Raw genomic sequence first — 18,727 nt, forward strand, 5'->3', positions numbered from 1 at the left:
ACGTTCAGGCTACCAAGTGCCAAGGTAAAACAAGGTGATGATTGGCACTGCTATTTTGGAAAGTAGCAAATAGGGACAGTTAGAACAAGGGCTTGTTCTTAGCAAGTGGATGGCAATGGATAAGACAGCGGACGTGTAAAAGGAAGATGGACACAGGGCTAGATGCCTTTATTCGCAAAACGAGAACACCAAGCGATGCCATGGAAGAGGAAAGATTCAGGACGTTGAACTACTCAACTTTGCAGGATGCATTTAGAAGATTCCGTAAGCGCGACTCAGCAATGGGTCGCGCGCTTCTTATTTTGTTCCTATCTATCGCGTGATATTACGTTTGTGTTGTCGAGATGTTTGTGTTGTCGAGATAAATCTCGACCTACCATCACCTTGTTGGCCGTACAGCGTAAACAATTCAGCTTTTTGTCGAGATAAATCTCGACCTACCAACATCTTGCTCGCTGTACCGCGTGAACAATACTGTTTTTTGTCGAGGTAAACCTCGACCTACAGTTTAGGGCTCGGCCTACAGTTTGCTGCGCTTACCTTTTAAGTAGGCGTCTCTGAAATCGATAAAATGCGCGGTTAATTTATCTGCCGCATCCTGCTCACCGCATTCGGCAAACAATACACACGCAACTTCTGCCGTACCAAGCTGATGTTCATGCGGCGCGACTCGTAGCTTGTAATCCGAGAGCTTTTCAGGGGCGATGGATAATACAGGTAAATTATCTAGGTAGGGGCTCTTTCTGAACATTTTCTTAGCTTCACGCCATGTGCCATCCAAAAAGATAAATAGTGGTGTTTTATTTTCAGTGCGGGCCACCTTAGTAATTACCCGTTCAGGCTCCACGCCCTGCTCTGGGAAAACAACTATTGGTGCATACTGCTCATCCGAAAGAAGCGCTAATAACGCAGCGTCAGGCTCAGTTCTGTCCCAACGAAAGGCATGATTATCTGGGATCACATCGGCAATCAAGCGTCCGGTGTTAGAGGGCTTAAAGCTTTCATTATGATACATAAGCAAACACACAGCACAGTCTGCTTTGGCCACTTCGACTTTATCGCAAATACATAGAGTCGTGGCTAATAAGCAACATTCACAACGCGCAAGCTTTGATCCCCTAGCCTTATATTCGCGTTGAGCCGCAGCGATTTGACGCTGTCTAAGCGCTAGTACTGAATTATTCACTCTGTTCCCCCTCTAAAAATGCCGGCGTATTTTAGTAAAGCGCTCGGCTGGCGTCTACGCAAACTTATGCAACTTCTTTACTCATGACATAAGCTTTTGTACTCTAAAGTTTTATTGGGTTTCATTAGGAGTAAAAAATGCAAGTAAAGGATTCTGCAAGACTGAATTATCGCCTACTCACCCCACAAGATGCACAGCTGCTCGCCGAACTTGATAGCGACCCTGAAGTAATGAAATACATCACAGGCGGTCAGACTAACTCACTTGAAGAAGTAAAAGCCGTATATATTCCACGTTTAACCGAGTATACGGACGAGATCAAAGGTTGGGGGCTTTGGGGCTGTTTCGAGCTGCCAAACAAGGCATTTATTGGTTGGATTTTGGTTCGCCCTGCTAACTTCTTTTCAGAACAAAGAAACGAGCAGGATTTAGAGCTCGGTTGGCGTTTTAAACAAGCGTCTTGGGGTAAAGGGTTTGCAACAGAGGCCGCACAACATCTTATTCCAGACCTAATAGCAGCAAATCCTACCTTGACGCACTTGAGCGCTATCGCTGAAGAAGAGAACCTTGGCTCCATCAATATTATGAAAAAACTTGGGATGAGTTATGTGAAGAAAGGGCTTCACAAAGATATTTTAGGAGATATGGAAGTCGTTTATTATCATAAAGTTCTTAATTAACCGAACAAAAGCGCAACCACTTAACACCACGGTTGCGCATGCTCACTGCTATTAAATGCCTTTGCGACGCAGTGGTTCGGCATACATGCTCAACACCAATTGCTTCAGCTCTTCCGGTACAGACTCAAGTTTAGAGATAAAGTCCTCTTTATCTTCTGGACTCACTTGCGCATCATCGCCTGCTGCTAGGTGATTGGTTGAATGCAGATAGTATAAATCTAAAATCTGTTTATCAATGACATTCGCCAGCTCATCTGGGTTTTCAACATCCGCAGTGATAGGGTCGCCAAATGCGATATGCACATGGCCTTTATCTGAACTAAAGCCCTCGACAATGCTGGCAATGTCTTCGCCGTGCGCTTTCACATATTGGCCAAACTGCTTTTTATGGTATAGCTCTTTAGCCTTAGCAACCGCACATGGCTCATATTGATAGGAGATGGCAACGGGCACAATTCTGAGCTGCTTTACATAATCTGAAAAATCTAGCTTCTGTTTGCGACCATTGAGCTGTAGCATTTTTAACAGTGCCGGATCAGTTTGATCCACCCCATCCTTTGCACGCCCCTCTTTTTGCGCAATCCAAATGGAGTTACCTTCACTCAATGAGTCAGAAATATAGGCTGAAAGCTGGGTTAATGCTTTTAGCATTTCTTTCGGCGCCTTTGCCGAACGTTTTACAATAAAACTCTTATTAAGACGCATAAGCTCAGTGATATAAGGTACTTGCAGTAAGTTATCACCAATAGCGATACGCACCGTGCGCATATCTTGCTGATGCAAGCCCCAGTTAACAAGTGCAGGGTCTAATACGATGTCACGGTGATTTGAAATAAATAAATACGAGGTATTCGAGTCTAATGTTTCAAGGCCAGAATAAGTCACTTTAGACGTCGTTTTATTGATTAAAATTTGCAGATAGTACGCCACTTCATCTTGTACTTGTTCAATCGTACAAAAATCTCCCCACTTCTTTTTTAGTTTCATTCTTACGAGTGGGCGTGCAATTGCTGGCCAAGCATTCAACCAAGCTGGCAGGTTATATTTGGCGATCACATCAATGAATTGATCATCACCTAGTAGACGTGCCAGTGCTGGCACTACTTCATCATCATTATACGGTCTAATGTCAGCGTATTTATCCACTCTACTTCTCAAATTGTCGGATTAACGAATACTGAAACGCATTCTATCGTGTCAAATAAACAGACGCTAAGCATTTCATGTCTGACCACCAAGGCAATATACCAAGTTGGAACATTAAATGCTTAAGCATCATGCAATTGTAATACGGTAAAAAGTACCACAATAGTTTATCTTCTAACAACTTTACCTAATTTGAGTATAGCTAATCTTAGTAACAGTGCTGCTAATAATGCGCCCATCGATACTGTTAACCAATGTGGTAGCACTTCGTGTTCTTCACCTATCATCGGCGTTACCACAAAACCGTAAGTATTGACCAAGTAATCAGTTAAATAGCCAAAGATAAGCGCAACCCCGATAACACCGCCCAAGTAGGCAAACACGGCACGACGCCCTAATTCTTTACCAACCACCCCAATTGTGGCGATGTTAGTTGCAGGGCCTGCGAGCATAAATACCAATACCGCACCGGGTGACACACCAGCCATTAATAAACCCGCAGCGATTGGAGTTGAAGCGGTGGCGCAAATATACATTGGGATACTGATAAGAATAACCACTAGCATGGCAATAATACCGTCGCCCCACTGAGATAAGAAAGACTCAGGCACAAAGGTTTGCACTAGCGCTGCAAAGAATAAACCGATAAGTAGCCAAACTGCGGTGTCGGACAGTAATTGATTACAGCTGAACTTAACAGCTTCTACAATTTTACCAAAAACCCCTTGGTTTTCAGGTACAGGAGCAGGCTCACAACAACTTGTCGTGGCTGATGCAGAATCGCAACAACTGGTTACGGTAGGCTCCGTAGTATCACAACAAGACATATTCGCCCCTGCCACTGCTAATTGCGGACCTGCAGGCGCACAGCAGCTTGAGCTTACTTTTACGGTTTCCACTTTAGTACTGGCGCAACAGCTATCATGGCTGTGGTGCTTTTCAGCAGGCTTTGGCTCTGAGTGATGATTAGCGTCACAACAACCGCTAGTCGCGCTTGGTTCTTCTGAGGTATTTAGGTGCTTTAGCGCCACAGGCTTATCATCTTTCTCACTACCAACGAGCAACCCAGCTGCAATTGCGCTAACCACAGCCGCAATTGGCCTAATCACCGCCATAAAAGGACCAAGTAGCACATAAGAAACCGAGATAGAATCCACTCCAGTTTCAGGCGTTGAGACTAAAAATGCGGTTGTCGCACTTTTTGAGCCCCCCGCTCTTCTCAGTCCCACCGCAGCAGGAATAACGCCGCAAGAGCAAAGCGGCATAGGCGCCCCAATCAGCGCTGCCTTTATCGTCGTCCAAAACCCTTCTTTCCCTAAATGCTTTTGCAACAAATCTTTTGGAATAAATACATTAAGTAACCCAGCCAATATTAGACCAAGCAATAACCACGGGGCAGATACTAAAAATAGCTGCCAAAAATTTACTATCAGTTCATTCATCGATAGCCTCCAAGGCCGTTAAAATCGAGCAGCTCACTGCCGCTTCCTTACCGCCGCAGCATTGCTCTGCTAGCGTCGATAACGATTGTTCAAATTTTTGTAACTCAGCGATCCGCACTCTCACTAAATCCCGTTTAGTGATAGTCAGCGTTTTCACTTCTTCACAACTGTGCTGATGCTTTTCAAACTTTATCTTCAGCAAGTCTTGCACTTCTTTGAGGCTGAACCCTACTTCCTTCGCGCGAAGAATAAAGCGCATTTGCTTTTCACTTTGCTCATCAAACAACCGATACCCACCCTCGCTCCTTGTGCAAGGGTGTAGGAGATCGTTTGCTTCATAATACCTTAACGTGTCAGTTGATACGTTAAGCCGCTTTGCCAGCTCACCAATCTTTACCACTTTACACTCCCAAGTCCTGAAGATTATCCTAGTCGACATCACAAGTATAAACCTTAGAGTTAACTCCAAAGTCAAGAAAAGGATAAAAATAATGCAAATCGTGGTATTAGACGCTAAAACCCTTGCAGGAACCGATCTTTCCCCCATAGCCAAACTAGGCACATTAACGTCTTACGACACCACGCTCAGTGATGACATCATCACACGCTGTAAAGATGCAGCAGTCATCATCACCAATAAAGTACAGTTAACTGAACAAGCAATCGCGGCGTTACCACAATTACAATTGATTTGTGTTGCGGCCACAGGCGTCAACAACATCGACTTAGCAGCTGCAAAAGTCCATCAAATTGCGGTAGCCAATGTGGCTGGTTACTCCACCCCTTCTGTAGTGCAGCACACCTTTACTATGCTTGGTAACTTAATGACAAATATTCATCGTTATCAGCAAGACTGCCATGCAGGGCTTTGGCAACAAAGTGACATGTTTTGTCGTTTGGATTACAGCATCAACGAAATTGCAGGCAAAAACTTTGTGATCGTAGGCCATGGAACGTTAGGAGAAGCCGTTGCAAAAGTCGCACAAGCATTTGGAGCTCAGGTAATTGTTGCCGAACGTAGGGGCGTAACTGAGGTTAGAGCAGGACGAATGGCTTTTGAAGAAGCACTGCAGATTGCGGATATTGTATCGATTCACTGCCCGCTTACCGCTGAAACAGAAAACCTGATTTCAAGTGCTGAGTTCGCCCTACTTCCAAATCATGCTTATCTTATCAACACCGCAAGAGGCGGAATAGTCAATGAGCAAGCGCTGGTGGATGCACTAACTAACGAGCAAATAGCTGGTGCTGCTGTGGATGTCCTGACACAAGAGCCGGCACAAGCAAGCAACCCTCTCGTTCAATACCAAGGTGAGAACTTGCTTTTGACACCGCATACGGCATGGGCAAGTAAAGAGGCCATCGAACGTTTAGTCGGCGAAATTGCCATTAATATTGAAAGTTTTGTGGCTGGGACAACGAGAAACCGAGTGGTCTAGATTATTGTTTTAGTGAGTGATATCGCTAAATGTTAGTGAAAACCATCAACTATAAACTGATTAAAAACCAACAACAAACTGATATTTATAAACTTTATTAGTTGGCAAAGAGTTTGCAACTCTTGTGATAATTCAAGCAAAAACAAATGGCTGTTTGCATTATTTGCTCAGCAACAAAATTAAAAAGGAAAACAACAATGAAAAAATTAATGTTAGTGGCTGCGCTTAGCTCTACTCTATTATCAGGCTGTATCGTTGCTGTATCCGACGGTGAAGTAGAGCACGGTTGGGCTTCTGAATACAACTCGTCTAACTGGGAACATAAACAGCGTAAAAATCGTGAAAAGATTGCCAACCTTGAAATGGGCGCGTCTTACTCATCAGTAAAAGACATGTTTGCAACCCCTGATTTTAGCGAGTTGGTGTCAAAAAACGGCGATAACTATCAAGTGCTGTACTATGCAACCAACAGCAAACACTCAGACGGCAAAGTAACAAAAGATGAGTGCACGCCATTGGTATTCAAAAATAACCAACTGGTTGGCTTTGGCGACAACGCATTAAAGCAAATTCAGTAAGACTTTATCTCACCAAGGATGGTGAATAATACGGATATGCTTTCGCTCCGCATATGGCTTTAAATATTTATAGCGCTTTAATAAATACCGTGCTTTGCTGCTTTTGGGCAACGGCAAGAGCACTATCTGCCATTTTTATCAGCTCACTAAGCTCACTACTACAGTGATTTTCAATATGAACTGCACCGATGCTAACGCTCACATGCGCACATATCGGTGAGGCAATATGGGGGATTTTTAACGTATTAACCGAGTCGTGCAGCGCTTCTGCTATCTCATTAATTACGTCGATATTATGCTGAGTTAGTACCAACGCAAAACGAGTACCATCAAAACGGCCAATAAATAAAGAACGTCGGGTAGCGCCTTCTTCTAGCGCTTTGGCGACTTTAAATAAACAATCATCACCGTGCATGTAGCCATAATGCTCATTAAACGTTTTAAAATAGTCCACCTCAACCAGCATAACGGTAAACGCACTGCCATCAGCTTTTGCGCTTTCTAATGCTGATTTCATCGCTTCATCTAGATATCTACGATTGGGCAACTCCGTTAAACCATCGATAGAGGCTAGCTTTTCTAGCAGATCATTTTTCTTTTTTATTGCTAAATGGTTTTTGATTCTGGCTTTTACAATCAAAGGGTTAAAGGGTTTAGTAATATAATCCACTGCCCCTAACTCCAAACCTCGTGCTTCATCTTTAAAGCTCACACTACCAGAGATCACGACAACGGGAATACCATAAGTGCTCGCATCCTTTTTTAGGCACTCTAAAACAGAAAATCCAGCGCCGTCAGCCATTAACACATCTAAAATAATAAGGTCTGGTTTGCTTGCTTTTAGTTCATCAATACATAACTTAGTGTCAGTGCTATGGGATAACCGATGGCTGTCACCTAATGTATTGCTTAGGACCATCTTATTTATTGGGTCATCATCAATAATAAAAATGTGCTCAGCTTGCTGCATCTTATGACGCTACCTTTTTAGCTCGATAAAGCACACCACCTGTGAAAGTGCATTTGTTAACACATCCAAGTCAGTGCGATTTGTTATTGTTGTGATCGTTTTGCTTTGCGTTTCAAGGTCTTTTGCAACTTTCGCTAGTCGCTTAAAGCCCAGACCTGCAGCAGCGCCCTTAATTCCGTGTGCTAACTCGAATAATGCTGAACCTTGCTCTATTTCAGCAACCTGTTCTAGGTAATCATGGCAAAGTTTAGCAAATTTATCTAACATTGTTTGCAAAAACGTTTCATTTTGCATCATTTGTGATAAAGCAAACTCATAATCAAAAAAGGCTTCTTCTGTTTTATCCGACTGGAAAATATTACTTGCCAATGCCTTGCACGCCTGTGTGCTATTAATTGGTTTTACCAAATAATCATTCATGCCAACAGCTGTGGCTTTCGCCCGCTCTTCTTTGCTTGCATTGGCGGTCAAGGCGATAACGGGCAGCTCAGTTTCAGACCACACGGCTCTGATCTGCTTGGTCGCTTGATAGCCATCAATGTTTGGCATATGGATATCCATCAGGATGATGTCGGGTTGCAGTGAGCGGCAAACTTCCTCAATATGTTCGGCGCTTTGTAGCCCTACGGTAGAAATACCATTCTGCTTCAACATATTTTCAGTAATATCTAAATTTAAGTTGTTATCGTCGACCACCAAGCAAAGCGCACCGGCAACCTGCATACACACGTTGTCGACGGTTTGCGTCATATGGGCAAATTCAGCAAGCCAAGTATAGGCTGATTGGTAAAACACACTTTGATTAAGCGCAATATGGTTACTTTGCTCAGAAAACTCCCCTTCACAATGCAGTAGTAATGCGGTATTTCCAGGTAGCGCATAAGCGGGGTCAAGCGCTGCTTCTGGTGGAATAACAACAATGGACTTGTCGAGCTGAGCATGCATCCCGTGCAATCGCTCAACAGATAAAGGTTCCGCAAGACCTGAAAAATAGCTTGGTAAGCTATGTGCTTCGGTGGTGAGACAGTAAACTTCTTTGTGACTATCCACAACTGGACAAGCGCCTTTATCTAGCACCAATTCAAAGAAAAAGCAGCTTCCTTCGTTCGGGGTTGAGTTAACCGCAATATCGCCACCTAAGAGTGCAACTTCTTGCTTCACAATCGCAAGCCCCAAACCAATGCCTTCGTGACGACGTGTGAAGCTTTCATCACCTTGGGTAAATGCATCAAAAAGGTGTTCAATTTCTTGCGATTTGATCCCAACGCCAGTGTCCCAAACAGCAAACTTGATGGTTTGTTTTGCAGCTCTATCATTAGCTAACGTTACCTTCAAACCAACCTTACCATGATTGGTATACTTTACAGCGTTACCAAGTAGGTTTACTAAGATTTGCTTTACCTTATCTTCATCACTGTAAAGGTAAGGCCAAACTTGAGGGTCGACCTGTAACTCAAATTCCAAACCTTTTTGTATACATAAAGGCTTAATCAGTGATTCTATCGTGGTAAATACATGGCAGGTTTGAAATGTCTCGTATTGAATTGTGCCTTGATGACTTTCTACTTTGGCAAACTCTAAAATACTGTTGAGCATGGTAAGCAGCTCGTTTGCAGCCCCAGAAAGCTGCTGCAATTTTTTACTCTGAACTCGAGTCAGCGCCTCACTTTTGATCATATCCGCCAGACCTAATATGGCATTAATTGGCGTTCTAATTTCATGGCTGATATTCGCGATAAAGCGGCTTTTGGCAAGCGTTGCGCGCTCAGCATCTTGCTTCGCTAACAGCAGACCAGTGATATTTTGAATATGGATCACGTAATACTTAGGGCGCTTATTTTTATCCCAAACTAAAGAAATACTCAATTGTAACCAGCGGTGCTTACCCGACTGTGAAATCATGTGCTCAACAACTTTCTTTTGCTCTTTTAATAGCCCAGCCAAGACAGGCTTCAGCTCTTGCCAGTTTTGTTCATCAAACAAGCGTTCCAGCTGCTTTTCTCCGGTATTCTTATCAAGTGATAAGTAACGTTTGGCAGCCTTGTTCATCTCCAAAATTTTACCGCTGATCGCAGCCAAAATAACGCCATTAGGTGCAAACTCAGTCGCTGCCCTAAAGTTTTCTTCAGAGTCTCTTAGGGCATTATATGCCTCTTGTGCGGCAGTAATATCTCTCGCAACCCCCAAACAACCGATGAGCTTTCCAGTTTCCGATTTCAATGGCGTGATAGTCAAAAAGTAGGTATTTGCCCCAAGGACAAAATTAGTTGCCACTTGTTCTTGCGAGCGCTCCATCGCCGCTTCTTGCTCAAGTAAAATGGTTAATCCAGATGTCACTTCAGGTTGTGTTTTCGCAACTAAATCCGACTTATCAACCCCCATAAACTCTTCAAACGCGCGATTACAGCCTATGAATGAACCGTCTATATTTTTGAAATAGATAATATCGGGCACAGAGTCAAGCACTGCATTTAGCAAAGCAGCTTGACGCTCTTTTGCCTCAAAGCTTTGCTTTAATGCCTGTTGTTTACGCTTAATTTCGTCGTCTAGTTCTTGATTATGTTGCTTAAGGGCATGCATTAAGCGCGATTTTTGCTCCACCACCTGTTTGATTTGTATAAACCAAGGTTGCCATTCTGAGGGGATGGGATAGTTTAAAGTGGCTTGTGGTGTATGCTCTTGCAAAGATAGATAATTCACAAAATGCTTTAAAGGTCGGACAAATATTTGTCCGCTTAACCACACAATAGTCACAAAGGTAAAAAGAATAAAAAACAGTAATAGTGCAAGTTCGAGCAAGATCTCCCGCTGTAGCGGAGCGGCAAACTGCTCATAGCTTTCATGATAGTTTAAACTAATAGGCTCTTTGGCGGGTTTTGCAATAAAGTGCAGTCCGTACTGCCAAGGTGCTGATGAGTTTACAAGCCCATCGTGGTCGTGATCATAGCGTTCCCCCGCGATAATCTCATCACTTTGGTTTTTAAATTCCATCGTACCGTCTAAGGAGCCGATGTTTAACAACCATCTATCAATAATATCGCTATCATAGATCATCAATACATGAGCGTTATCCACCGTTGATAGTTTCTTACCGAGCGCAAACATTTGTCTATCGAAAAACTTCACGGGTGGGCCAACGACTATATTGCCCAAGCTAAAGTCGGGTTCGAACTTACCTTGAACTAGCCGCGTGATAAAATGGCTGCTTGAGGCTTCTCGACGCTTAACATACGCAAAGCCGTCATCTTCTATGTATGCGACCGCATACAATCCACCCTGCAACGCGAGCGCGGCATCAAAAGCGGTATTAAGCGACAATACGGTTTGCCATCGTTTAGTGGCAAAAAGCGCTTCACTAACTTGCCCACGACCAACAATCTCTCCACCATTGTTTGGTAACGCATGATAATAATGTTCAGGGTGTTGCTCTATATCTTCTAACCACTCTGGTGGCTTTTGAAAAGAAATGGGCTGCGCTAGGTTAACGGCGATACTATCAAGAACGACATGTGCAGCATAAAACTCTTGTTTCAGCTGCTGAGAAACATATTCATACTGACCAAAACGTACTTTGTACTGGCGTTCGAGTTTAATTTGATAGAGATGGTAAGCTAAGACGAGGACAAGTAGGATGGGTATTATTACCGCCACTAAAATTCCCTTTCGGTAACTTTTTAGTGGTAAAAATTCTTTTGTCGCATCCATTTACTGGCTCGTTCCCGTTTGCACACAGTGTTAGCAAAAGAGTAACGAGCCAGTCGGCTCAAGGCAAGTTATAAATTTTCTTCAGCAAAACTTGCCAAGCGGCTTCGTACTACACCGTTTAAGTTAATGGTAGCGCTACCTTCAAAGTCTTTAAAACGCTCGACAATGTAGGTTAACCCTGATGTCACAGGGGTGAGATAATTACTATCAATCTGGGCGAGGTTTCCCGTACAAATCAATTTAGTCCCCTCACCGCAGCGAGTGATGATGGTTTTTAACTGTGATGCCGTTAAGTTTTGGCTCTCATCTAAAATAACGACCGCATTTTGAATACTTCGGCCACGCATAAAATTCACCGATTTGAACTGAATGTTCGCCTTTTCCATAATGTAGTTACGGCTAGTCACGGGGCTTTCATCGTGTTTGTGGAGCACTTCTAAGGTATCTGTGATGGCCGCAAGCCAAGGGGCCATTTTCTCTTCTTCCGTACCCGGTAAAAAGCCGATGCTCTCCGCAATTTCAGGCGTATTTCGCGTCACAATTACCTTATCGTAAATCCCTTTTTCGATGATCATTTCAAGCGCACTGGCAAGCGCCAATAAGGTTTTTCCGCACCCTGCTGGCCCGGTTAGTATCACCAGTTCAATGTCAGTATCAAGTAATGCATCCAGCGCCATACCTTGGTTGATATTTTTCGGTTTCACTCCCCATGCTTGACGGTGCATCAAACGTTCAACGCCTAAGTCTTTTAATCGAATGTGTTCAGAATCGTAACCCACAACCCGAGCTGCGAAGTGATTAGTATCGTCTATCAGATACTCATTACAGAACACATCTGGTACGAGTGACTTTGGCACATCATGAACCGTGTATCGCCCTTCCTGCTGCGTTTGACACTCACCAACATTTTGCCAAAAATCGCCTTCAACCTTTTTAAAGCCACTGGTTAACAGCGCAATGTCGTCAATCAGTTGATCGGTACGATAGTCTTCAACATACTTGAGTCCAGCACCTTTCGCTTTTAGTCGCATGTTGATGTCTTTGGTAACCAGCACCACTTTTTTGTCGCTGTACTGAGTTTGCAAATGTACCGCACAATTAATAATGCGGTGGTCATTTTCGTTGCCGGGTAACCCGGAGATGGAATCAGGAAACAGGTGATCGTTTACAATAATCAATTTACCTGAACTGGGCGTTCGGTGACTTTCAATCCTCAATGTTGGTAGCGCTACCCCCTCTAGCATTTGCTCTGGTGTTGCATCGCGAAGCACATCATCTAACCCACGAATGGCAACTCTTGCGTCTCGGCTCACGTCACTCTTTCGATCTTTAATGTGATCGAGTTCTTCAAGGACAGTCATAGGAATAACAACATCGTGTTCTTGGAAGGAAAGGTAAGCGAGCGGTTCATGGAGAAGTACGTTGGTGTCGAGCACGTACACTTTATGGTCTTTGTCTTGTTTTACCATAGCGCATTCCTGTTGTTTACAGATTATTATGCTATACCCAATACACAACGCAGTGACCGATTATGTTTTGGGTATAGTTCAAGTTTAGTCTATTTGTCACAAAAGTCGCTTTTATGACAGTAGAAAATCCAACTTGCATATTGATAAAAAACAACTAGTTGGCGATTGCCATGCCAACTAGATAGAAAAAGCGCCAGCACTTGATAAATAAAGGCCTGAGTCACTGTTGTGTATTGAACAAACCGACATGAATAGGTAACATAGCCGCCTTTTTTCTGCATAGACGAGATAACCATGAATTTTTCCTTAGGTCAGCGCTGGATCAGTGATACGGAATCAGATTTGGGATTGGGTACAATAGTGGCACTTGAGGGGCGTCAAGTGACTATTTTATTTCCCGCTAGCGGAGAAAACCGTGTTTACTCAGTACAGGAAGCACCTGTAACTCGAGTTGTATTCAACCCAGGCGATGTGATCCGCCATGTTGAAGAATGGGAACTACGTGTTGACAGCGTGGAAGAGCAAAATGGACTATTTTGCTATCATGGTACTCGAGTTGATAATGAAGAAGAGACTTCATTCAAAGAGACCTTTCTTGATCACTTCCTCAAGTTTAATAAACCTCAAGATCGTCTATTTGCAGGCCAAATCGACCGTTTTGATCGCTACACGCTGCGCTATCAAACTTGGCAACACCAGTTTGATAAAGAACAATCTCACCTTAAAGGGTTGATAGGTCAGCGCGCTAGCCTTATTCCGCACCAGCTTTATATTGCCGATGAAGTCGGTAAGCGCTTTGCACCTCGCGTACTTCTGTCTGATGAAGTAGGCCTAGGTAAAACCATTGAAGCGGGCATGATTTTACACCAGCAAATTCTCTCTGGTCGTGCCAACCGTGTGTTGATCGTGGTTCCAGAGAACTTACAACACCAATGGCTGGTAGAGATGCTACGCCGCTTTAACCTGCACTTTTCGATTTTTGACGAAGAGCGTTGTAGCGAAGCTTATGCAGATGCACCGAATGTATTCGAAACAGAGCAACTGGTACTGGTTAGCCTAGAGTTTATTACCAAAAAGCGCCGCTGGTTTGAACAAGCCACACTCGCTGATTGGGATCTACTGATTGTCGATGAAGCGCACCACCTGACGGTCACAAAGGAAAAGCCAAGCACCGAATATCAACGTATTGCTGAGCTTTCTCAAGATATTCCTGGACTTATCTTATTGACTGCAACACCTGACCAACTGGGTCACCGCAGTCACTTTGCGCGTTTACAGCTACTCGATCCAGACCGCTTCTACGACTACGACGTGTTCGTTGAAGAAGAAAGTCATTATAAAGAAGTCGCAGAAGCCGCGAACAACTTACTGCAAGACAAAAAGTTAGACGCAAAAGAAGAGCAAACACTTTGTACACTGCTAAAAGAAACCGATATTTCTGAGCTACTTGCAAAGGCACAAAGTGGCGATAGCGACGCCAAAGCTGAAATCTTGTCTATGTTACTAGACCGTCATGGTACTGGCCGTATTCTATTTAGAAATAGCCGCAGTGGCATTGATGGCTACCCAAGTCGTTTGTTACATCAATACCCTGTACCTTTACCAAAGCAATACAAAACAGCAATGTCGGTAATGGGTAACATTGGTGGTATTCAAAGTCCTGAATTTAACGCGATGCGTGCTTTGTTCCCTGAAAAAATCTTCCAAGAGTTCGAAGGTGAAGGAAGCAGCTGGGCGCAGTTTGACCCGCGCGTTGAGTGGTTGATTACTAAATTAAAAGAGTTAAAGCACGAAAAAGTACTACTTATTTGTGCCAAAGCGGAAACCGCAATTAGCCTTGAACAAGTATTACGTGAGCGCGAAGCGATTAAAGCGGCGGTGTTCCACGAAGGCATGTCTATCATTGAGCGTGACCGCGCGGCAGCGTTTTTTGCTGATGAATATGATAGCGCGCAAGTATTACTCTGCTCTGAAATTGGCTCTGAAGGTCGTAACTTCCAGTTCTCACACCACTTGGTGCTATTTGACTTACCGCTTAACCCTGACTTACTTGAGCAACGTATTGGTCGTCTTGACCGCATTGGTCAAAAGCACGACATCAATATTCACGTGCCTTACTTTGAAAGTACCGCACAAGAAGTATTACTACGTTGGTATCACGAGGGCTTAGATGCATTCGAAACCACCAGCACAACGGGGCAAATGCTGTATAAGTCTTTTTCTGATGATTTGTTAGCGCTGATCGCTGAACACAACTGTGACGAAGACGAATTAGATCCTCTATTGGAGAAAGCCGCAAAAGAAAACGCACAGCTGCGCACAAAAATGGAGCAAGGTCGAGACCGCCTACTTGAGCTTCACTCAAGTGGTCAAGGTAAAACAGATAATATCGTTGCTGAACTTGAAGCGCTGGATAACGACGTAATTTTGCCTGCGTTTATGATTAATGTGTTTGATACTTTTGGTGTTAACCAAGAAGACAAAGGCGAGAATACGATTATTCTCAAACCAACCGAGCACATGCTAAATCCTTCTTTCCCTTGTTTGAAAGATGATGGCATCACAGTGACTTTTGACCGTAACACCTCTCTGTCACAAGAAGACGCGCATTTCATCAGCTGGGATCATCCCATGGTCAGCGGCGTGATGGATATGATCTGTAACGATGACTTTGGTTGTGCATCAGTGGCACTGCTTAAAAATAACAAGTTACCTGTTGGTACTTTCTTTGTTGAAATGATCTTCGTTGCAGAAGCTTCTGCGCCAAAATCTCTTCAAGTAGGTCGCTTTTTACCGCCAACACCAATTCGTGTTCTAATGGATAAAGGTGGCAATGACTTAGCCCAAAACGTGGCGTTTGATGCATTCAATCAACAGCTTTCTGCCGTTGGCAGACAAACCGGCAGTAAGCTAGTTAATGCGCTACAAAGTGCTATTCACCCGCTTATTACTCAAGCTGGCGATATTGCACAAACTCAACTTGAAAGCATTCAAGCCAGCGCGATGGATAAAATGCAAAAGCAATTAGGTGATGAGCAAGGTCGTTTGCAAGCACTTAAGGCTATCAATCCGAACATCCGTGACGAAGAAGTTCAAGTATTTGATAAACAAAGGGCTGAGCTGAGCACACACATTGAAAAAGCGCAGCTTAAGTTGGATGCGATTCGTTTAATAGTGGTTGCCAACCAATAAACCTCCCACACCGAAAGAGAGCCTCGGCTCTCTTTCTCGCTACCGCTCACTTAGCAACTCATATATAATACGCGGCTTCGTTCTGTTCATGCTGAGGCAGCTGGTGTTACTAAATTACGCTCCCCCCCTTTCTCCCTATCTTGATATTTTGTACCAAGATGAAGATATGTTGGTGATCAACAAACCAAGCGGGTTACTCACCGTACCAGGTAAAGATCCAAAGCATTGGGACAGCGCTATCGCCAGAGTGAATTTTGTCTACCCTACGGCAAGAATTGTGCACCGCCTTGATATGGCAACATCCGGCGTACTGTGCCTTGCGATGAATAAAGCAGCACATCGCCATCTCAGTATTCAATTTCAAGACAGGTTAACCCACAAACACTACATCGCCCGGGTTCATGGCAAATTACAACAGCAAACGGGTTCTGTTGATTTACCGCTAGTGTGTGATTGGCCTAACCGCCCTAAGCAAATGGTTTGTCATGAGACCGGAAAACCTTCATTAACGCATTTTGAAGTCATGGAATATGAAGCACAAGCAACACGCGTAAAGCTAACCCCCATCACAGGACGTTCTCATCAACTCAGAGTACATATGCTTTCGCTTGGACACGTTATCCTAGGTGATAGACTATACGCTACGGGAGAGGCGTTAGCGGCGGCTTCACGTCTACAGTTGCATGCAGAGATGCTGAAAATTTCACATCCAACAACTGCTGAGATGATGACCTTTACCGCACCGATTCCTTTCTAAGTAACCTGTTTACTCTGTTAGTTAGAAACGGTTTAGACACTGTGGCCTTCGAAAAATTAAGCAAATTTAGCGTTGCCAGCTAACGCTCAGATTAACGTTTGCTTAGTCACTAAACAAAGCGGGTAAAAAGCACGCGGTTAACACATAAATTGCATTACTATGGTTTCGTGATCGGCAGATGTTTTATATACTGTAATTGTTCCCTAGCTCGTAGGACAGCTGATTAAGTCCCTGAGCCGATAAATTTCGTTTAGGATAGCAGTTTGTTTACTATTGAGCATGCTCGGCATGTACCGAGAAGCCTACGGTAGGCTGTTGCTCTCCGCCTTGAACCTCAGGGTTCAAGGGCTGACATCGGCATCCGCGAAGCCGGGGAACAACCTTTCCCACTTGACACATGTCATCGCCTCAAAGCTAACTCGCTTTTACGTATACTTAATAAATCACATGTTCAACTCCATACTAAAAACAGCTACACGGTTAACGTCGCAACGCAAAAGAAATTGCGAGATAAATGCTCGAAAAGAGTCGCGAGATAAACTCGCTGCTACGAAAGAGCATTACACGCTACGCGCATATCTCGGTGTTTTTAATTAATAGGAGTTAGTACCAACTCACTACAAAACATCTTTATATGAAAGGAAAATCCATTAAAAACTTTCATTTTTATTGATAACCTTTTGTTCTATTCCATAGTCAAAGAATATTTTAGCCCAATCAACAAAACCTCTATAGTAGCGCGTTATTTTCATATATTTCGAAAGGTATTCTGATGTCTTTTGCTGTTATCGCCGCGCTGGCGGTTTTTATTGCCATACTTTTCGGTCTTTACCGCTTTCAACAGCGCTCCGAAACCCTGTCACGAACGGTATTATTAGGCTTAGTTGCGGGCAGCCTATTTGGACTTGCGCTGCAGTTTGTTTTCTCAGGTGACTTAACCACCAAACAGACTGTACTAGATTGGGTTGCGATTGTTGGTAGCGGTTATGTCAATCTTCTCAAAATGGTGATTATGCCCTTGGTCTTGGTTTCTATGATCGCAGCGGTCGTCAAATTAGATAATCAAGGCTCTCTTGGAAAGATTTCGTTTGTCACCATCGCAATTTTAGTGTTTACCACGGCCATTGCGGCACTCATTGGTATATTTATCACTCAAGCATTTGGACTAAGTGCAGCTGGCTTAGTAGAAGGCGCACGTGAGACTGCGAGAATAGCAGTACTAGAAGAACGTGCAACAACCGTTGCCGATTTAACCATTCCACAAATGCTGCTTAGCTTTGTACCAACCAATCCGTTTGCTGACTTAACTGGCGAGCGCTCAACCTCGATTATCGCCGTGGTGATTTTTGGTGTGTTAACTGGTATTGCTGCTCGTAGAGCCATCATGGAAGAGTCAGATTTAAGTAGTCCGATAAAAAATGCAGTTGAAGGCGCACAGGCTGTTGTGTTGAGATTGGTACGTATGATCATCGCCCTTACGCCTTATGGTGTGGCTGGCTTGATGGCCAAAGTGATCGCCACATCAAGCATGGCTGATATTATTAGCTTACTCGGTTTTATTATTGCCTCTTACGTTGCCATTTTACTGATGTTTTTGGTGCATGGTTTATTAATTACTTTGGTTGGTGAAAACCCAAAGCATTTCTTCCAAAAAATTTGGCCTGTTTTAACTTTTGCTTTCACCTCAAGAAGCTCTGCGGCAACCATCCCATTGAATGTTGAAGCGCAGATCCACAAGCTTAATGTTCCCCCTGCGATTGCAAACCTTTCTGCATCATTTGGTGCGACAATCGGACAAAATGGCTGCGCTGGCATTTATCCTGCTATGCTTGCTGTAATGGTTGCGCCAACGGTAGGAATTGACCCGTTCGCACTCGACTTTATTGTCTCTTTAGTGGCTATGGTTGCAATTAGCTCGTTTGGTATTGCGGGTGTTGGAGGTGGTGCCACTTTCGCGGCGCTGGTGGTATTACCTGCGATGGGACTACCAGTGACGATTGCAGCGCTGCTTATTTCTATTGAGCCATTAATTGATATGGCAAGAACGGCGCTCAATGTATCGGGCTCAATGACCGCAGGTACAGTGACAAGTCGCTTGTTAAAGCAAAAGCATACTAACGAAGTAATATAGTGCTATGACAGCTTGAGGGCTAGCTAGTTATT

At 43.8% G+C, this 18,727-nt stretch carries 15 protein-coding genes and 1 other RNA gene; 8 read left to right on the plus strand and 8 right to left on the minus strand.

The features are described from left to right. The first annotated feature begins 146 nt into the window (after positions 1-146). Positions 147-323, plus strand: coding sequence for a hypothetical protein (locus BB427_RS24550; protein ID WP_165383789.1), 177 nt, complete (start codon positions 147-149; stop codon positions 321-323). A 197-nt stretch (positions 324-520) separates the two neighbouring features. On the opposite strand, the gene BB427_RS20945 is transcribed toward BB427_RS24550, so the two are convergent. Continuing rightward, entirely contained in the window at positions 521-1,186 is a 666-nt protein-coding gene (locus BB427_RS20945) for a tRNA-uridine aminocarboxypropyltransferase (RefSeq protein WP_069023039.1), read from the minus strand. Between the two features lie 137 nt (positions 1,187-1,323). Between BB427_RS20945 and BB427_RS20950 the strand changes: the two genes are divergently transcribed. Further along, positions 1,324-1,866, plus strand: coding sequence for a GNAT family N-acetyltransferase (locus BB427_RS20950; protein ID WP_069023041.1), 543 nt, complete (start codon positions 1,324-1,326; stop codon positions 1,864-1,866). A gap of 51 nt (positions 1,867-1,917) precedes the next feature. On the opposite strand, the gene BB427_RS20955 is transcribed toward BB427_RS20950, so the two are convergent. From BB427_RS20955 to zntR, 3 genes are all read right to left on the minus strand, one after another. Continuing rightward, positions 1,918-3,012: a 1-acyl-sn-glycerol-3-phosphate acyltransferase gene (locus BB427_RS20955; protein WP_069023042.1), complete on the minus strand. Its 1,095-nt coding sequence runs from the start codon at positions 3,010-3,012 to the stop codon at positions 1,918-1,920. A gap of 167 nt (positions 3,013-3,179) precedes the next feature. After that, positions 3,180-4,454 (minus strand): SO_0444 family Cu/Zn efflux transporter, encoded by a 1,275-nt coding sequence (locus tag BB427_RS20960; protein ID WP_069023044.1) that lies wholly within the window; start codon positions 4,452-4,454, stop codon positions 3,180-3,182. Beyond that, positions 4,447-4,854 carry a Zn(2+)-responsive transcriptional regulator gene (gene zntR / locus BB427_RS20965; RefSeq protein ID WP_069023045.1) on the minus strand — a complete coding sequence of 136 codons (408 nt, stop codon included), beginning with the start codon at positions 4,852-4,854 and terminating at the stop codon, positions 4,447-4,449. The genes BB427_RS20960 and zntR overlap by 8 nt, the downstream gene beginning before the upstream one ends. 91 nt (positions 4,855-4,945) lie before the next feature. Between zntR and BB427_RS20970 the strand changes: the two genes are divergently transcribed. Together BB427_RS20970 and BB427_RS20975 are read left to right on the plus strand one after the other, a co-directional pair. Continuing rightward, positions 4,946-5,893: a D-2-hydroxyacid dehydrogenase gene (locus BB427_RS20970; RefSeq protein ID WP_069023047.1), complete on the plus strand. Its 948-nt coding sequence runs from the start codon at positions 4,946-4,948 to the stop codon at positions 5,891-5,893. Positions 5,894-6,090: 197 nt separating this feature from the next. Further along, positions 6,091-6,471, plus strand: a complete 381-nt coding sequence (locus BB427_RS20975) for a DUF3192 domain-containing protein (RefSeq protein ID WP_069023049.1) — start codon at positions 6,091-6,093, stop codon at positions 6,469-6,471. Positions 6,472-6,538: 67 nt separating this feature from the next. On the opposite strand, the gene BB427_RS20980 is transcribed toward BB427_RS20975, so the two are convergent. From BB427_RS20980 to BB427_RS20995, 4 genes are all read right to left on the minus strand, one after another. Beyond that, positions 6,539-7,441: a GGDEF domain-containing response regulator gene (locus BB427_RS20980; protein ID WP_069023050.1), complete on the minus strand. Its 903-nt coding sequence runs from the start codon at positions 7,439-7,441 to the stop codon at positions 6,539-6,541. Between the two features lie 9 nt (positions 7,442-7,450). Next, complete coding sequence (locus BB427_RS20985; RefSeq protein WP_254663678.1) at positions 7,451-11,092, minus strand: hybrid sensor histidine kinase/response regulator; 3,642 nt, start codon at positions 11,090-11,092, stop codon at positions 7,451-7,453. Between the two features lie 122 nt (positions 11,093-11,214). Next, positions 11,215-12,615, minus strand: a complete 1,401-nt coding sequence (locus BB427_RS20990) for a PhoH family protein (protein WP_010372335.1) — start codon at positions 12,613-12,615, stop codon at positions 11,215-11,217. An 89-nt stretch (positions 12,616-12,704) separates the two neighbouring features. Continuing rightward, positions 12,705-12,911 carry a hypothetical protein gene (locus BB427_RS20995; RefSeq protein WP_039493807.1) on the minus strand — a complete coding sequence of 69 codons (207 nt, stop codon included), beginning with the start codon at positions 12,909-12,911 and terminating at the stop codon, positions 12,705-12,707. On the opposite strand from BB427_RS20995, the gene rapA reads away from it, so the two are divergent. The 4 genes from rapA (at position 12,910) to BB427_RS21015 (ending at position 18,695) form a co-directional block, all read left to right on the plus strand. Beyond that, the gene (gene rapA / locus BB427_RS21000; protein ID WP_069023054.1) at positions 12,910-15,807 is read left to right on the plus strand and encodes an RNA polymerase-associated protein RapA; all 2,898 of its coding nucleotides are present in this window, start codon (positions 12,910-12,912) and stop codon (positions 15,805-15,807) included. The genes BB427_RS20995 and rapA overlap by 2 nt on opposite strands. A gap of 103 nt (positions 15,808-15,910) precedes the next feature. Continuing rightward, positions 15,911-16,564, plus strand: coding sequence for a bifunctional tRNA pseudouridine(32) synthase/23S rRNA pseudouridine(746) synthase RluA (gene rluA, locus BB427_RS21005; protein ID WP_175401308.1), 654 nt, complete (start codon positions 15,911-15,913; stop codon positions 16,562-16,564). Positions 16,565-16,761: 197 nt separating this feature from the next. Continuing rightward, positions 16,762-16,944, plus strand: a non-coding RNA gene (ssrS, locus tag BB427_RS21010) — 6S RNA. Positions 16,945-17,336: 392 nt separating this feature from the next. Further along, positions 17,337-18,695, plus strand: a complete 1,359-nt coding sequence (locus tag BB427_RS21015; protein ID WP_069023057.1) for an L-cystine transporter — start codon at positions 17,337-17,339, stop codon at positions 18,693-18,695. Positions 18,696-18,727 lie beyond the last annotated feature (32 nt).

The organism is Pseudoalteromonas sp. BMB (assembly GCF_001709235.1).
GTDB classification, from domain to species: domain Bacteria; phylum Pseudomonadota; class Gammaproteobacteria; order Enterobacterales; family Alteromonadaceae; genus Pseudoalteromonas; species Pseudoalteromonas maricaloris.

Excerpts from the sequence above, each read along its gene's own strand:
- BB427_RS20970 (WP_069023047.1), top strand. The coding sequence starts at position 4,946 with ATGCAAATCGTGGTATTAGACGCTAAAACCCTTGCAGGAACCGATCTT.
- BB427_RS20950 (WP_069023041.1), top strand. The coding sequence starts at position 1,324 with ATGCAAGTAAAGGATTCTGCAAGACTGAATTATCGCCTACTCACCCCA.
- BB427_RS24550 (WP_165383789.1), top strand. The coding sequence starts at position 147 with ATGGACACAGGGCTAGATGCCTTTATTCGCAAAACGAGAACACCAAGC.
- BB427_RS21015 (WP_069023057.1), top strand. The coding sequence starts at position 17,337 with ATGTCTTTTGCTGTTATCGCCGCGCTGGCGGTTTTTATTGCCATACTT.
- BB427_RS20990 (WP_010372335.1), bottom strand. The coding sequence starts at position 12,615 with ATGGTAAAACAAGACAAAGACCATAAAGTGTACGTGCTCGACACCAAC.
- BB427_RS20960 (WP_069023044.1), bottom strand. The coding sequence starts at position 4,454 with ATGAATGAACTGATAGTAAATTTTTGGCAGCTATTTTTAGTATCTGCC.
- BB427_RS20980 (WP_069023050.1), bottom strand. The coding sequence starts at position 7,441 with ATGCAGCAAGCTGAGCACATTTTTATTATTGATGATGACCCAATAAAT.
- BB427_RS20995 (WP_039493807.1), bottom strand. The coding sequence starts at position 12,911 with ATGGTTATCTCGTCTATGCAGAAAAAAGGCGGCTATGTTACCTATTCA.
- rapA (WP_069023054.1), top strand. The coding sequence starts at position 12,910 with ATGAATTTTTCCTTAGGTCAGCGCTGGATCAGTGATACGGAATCAGAT.
- BB427_RS20975 (WP_069023049.1), top strand. The coding sequence starts at position 6,091 with ATGAAAAAATTAATGTTAGTGGCTGCGCTTAGCTCTACTCTATTATCA.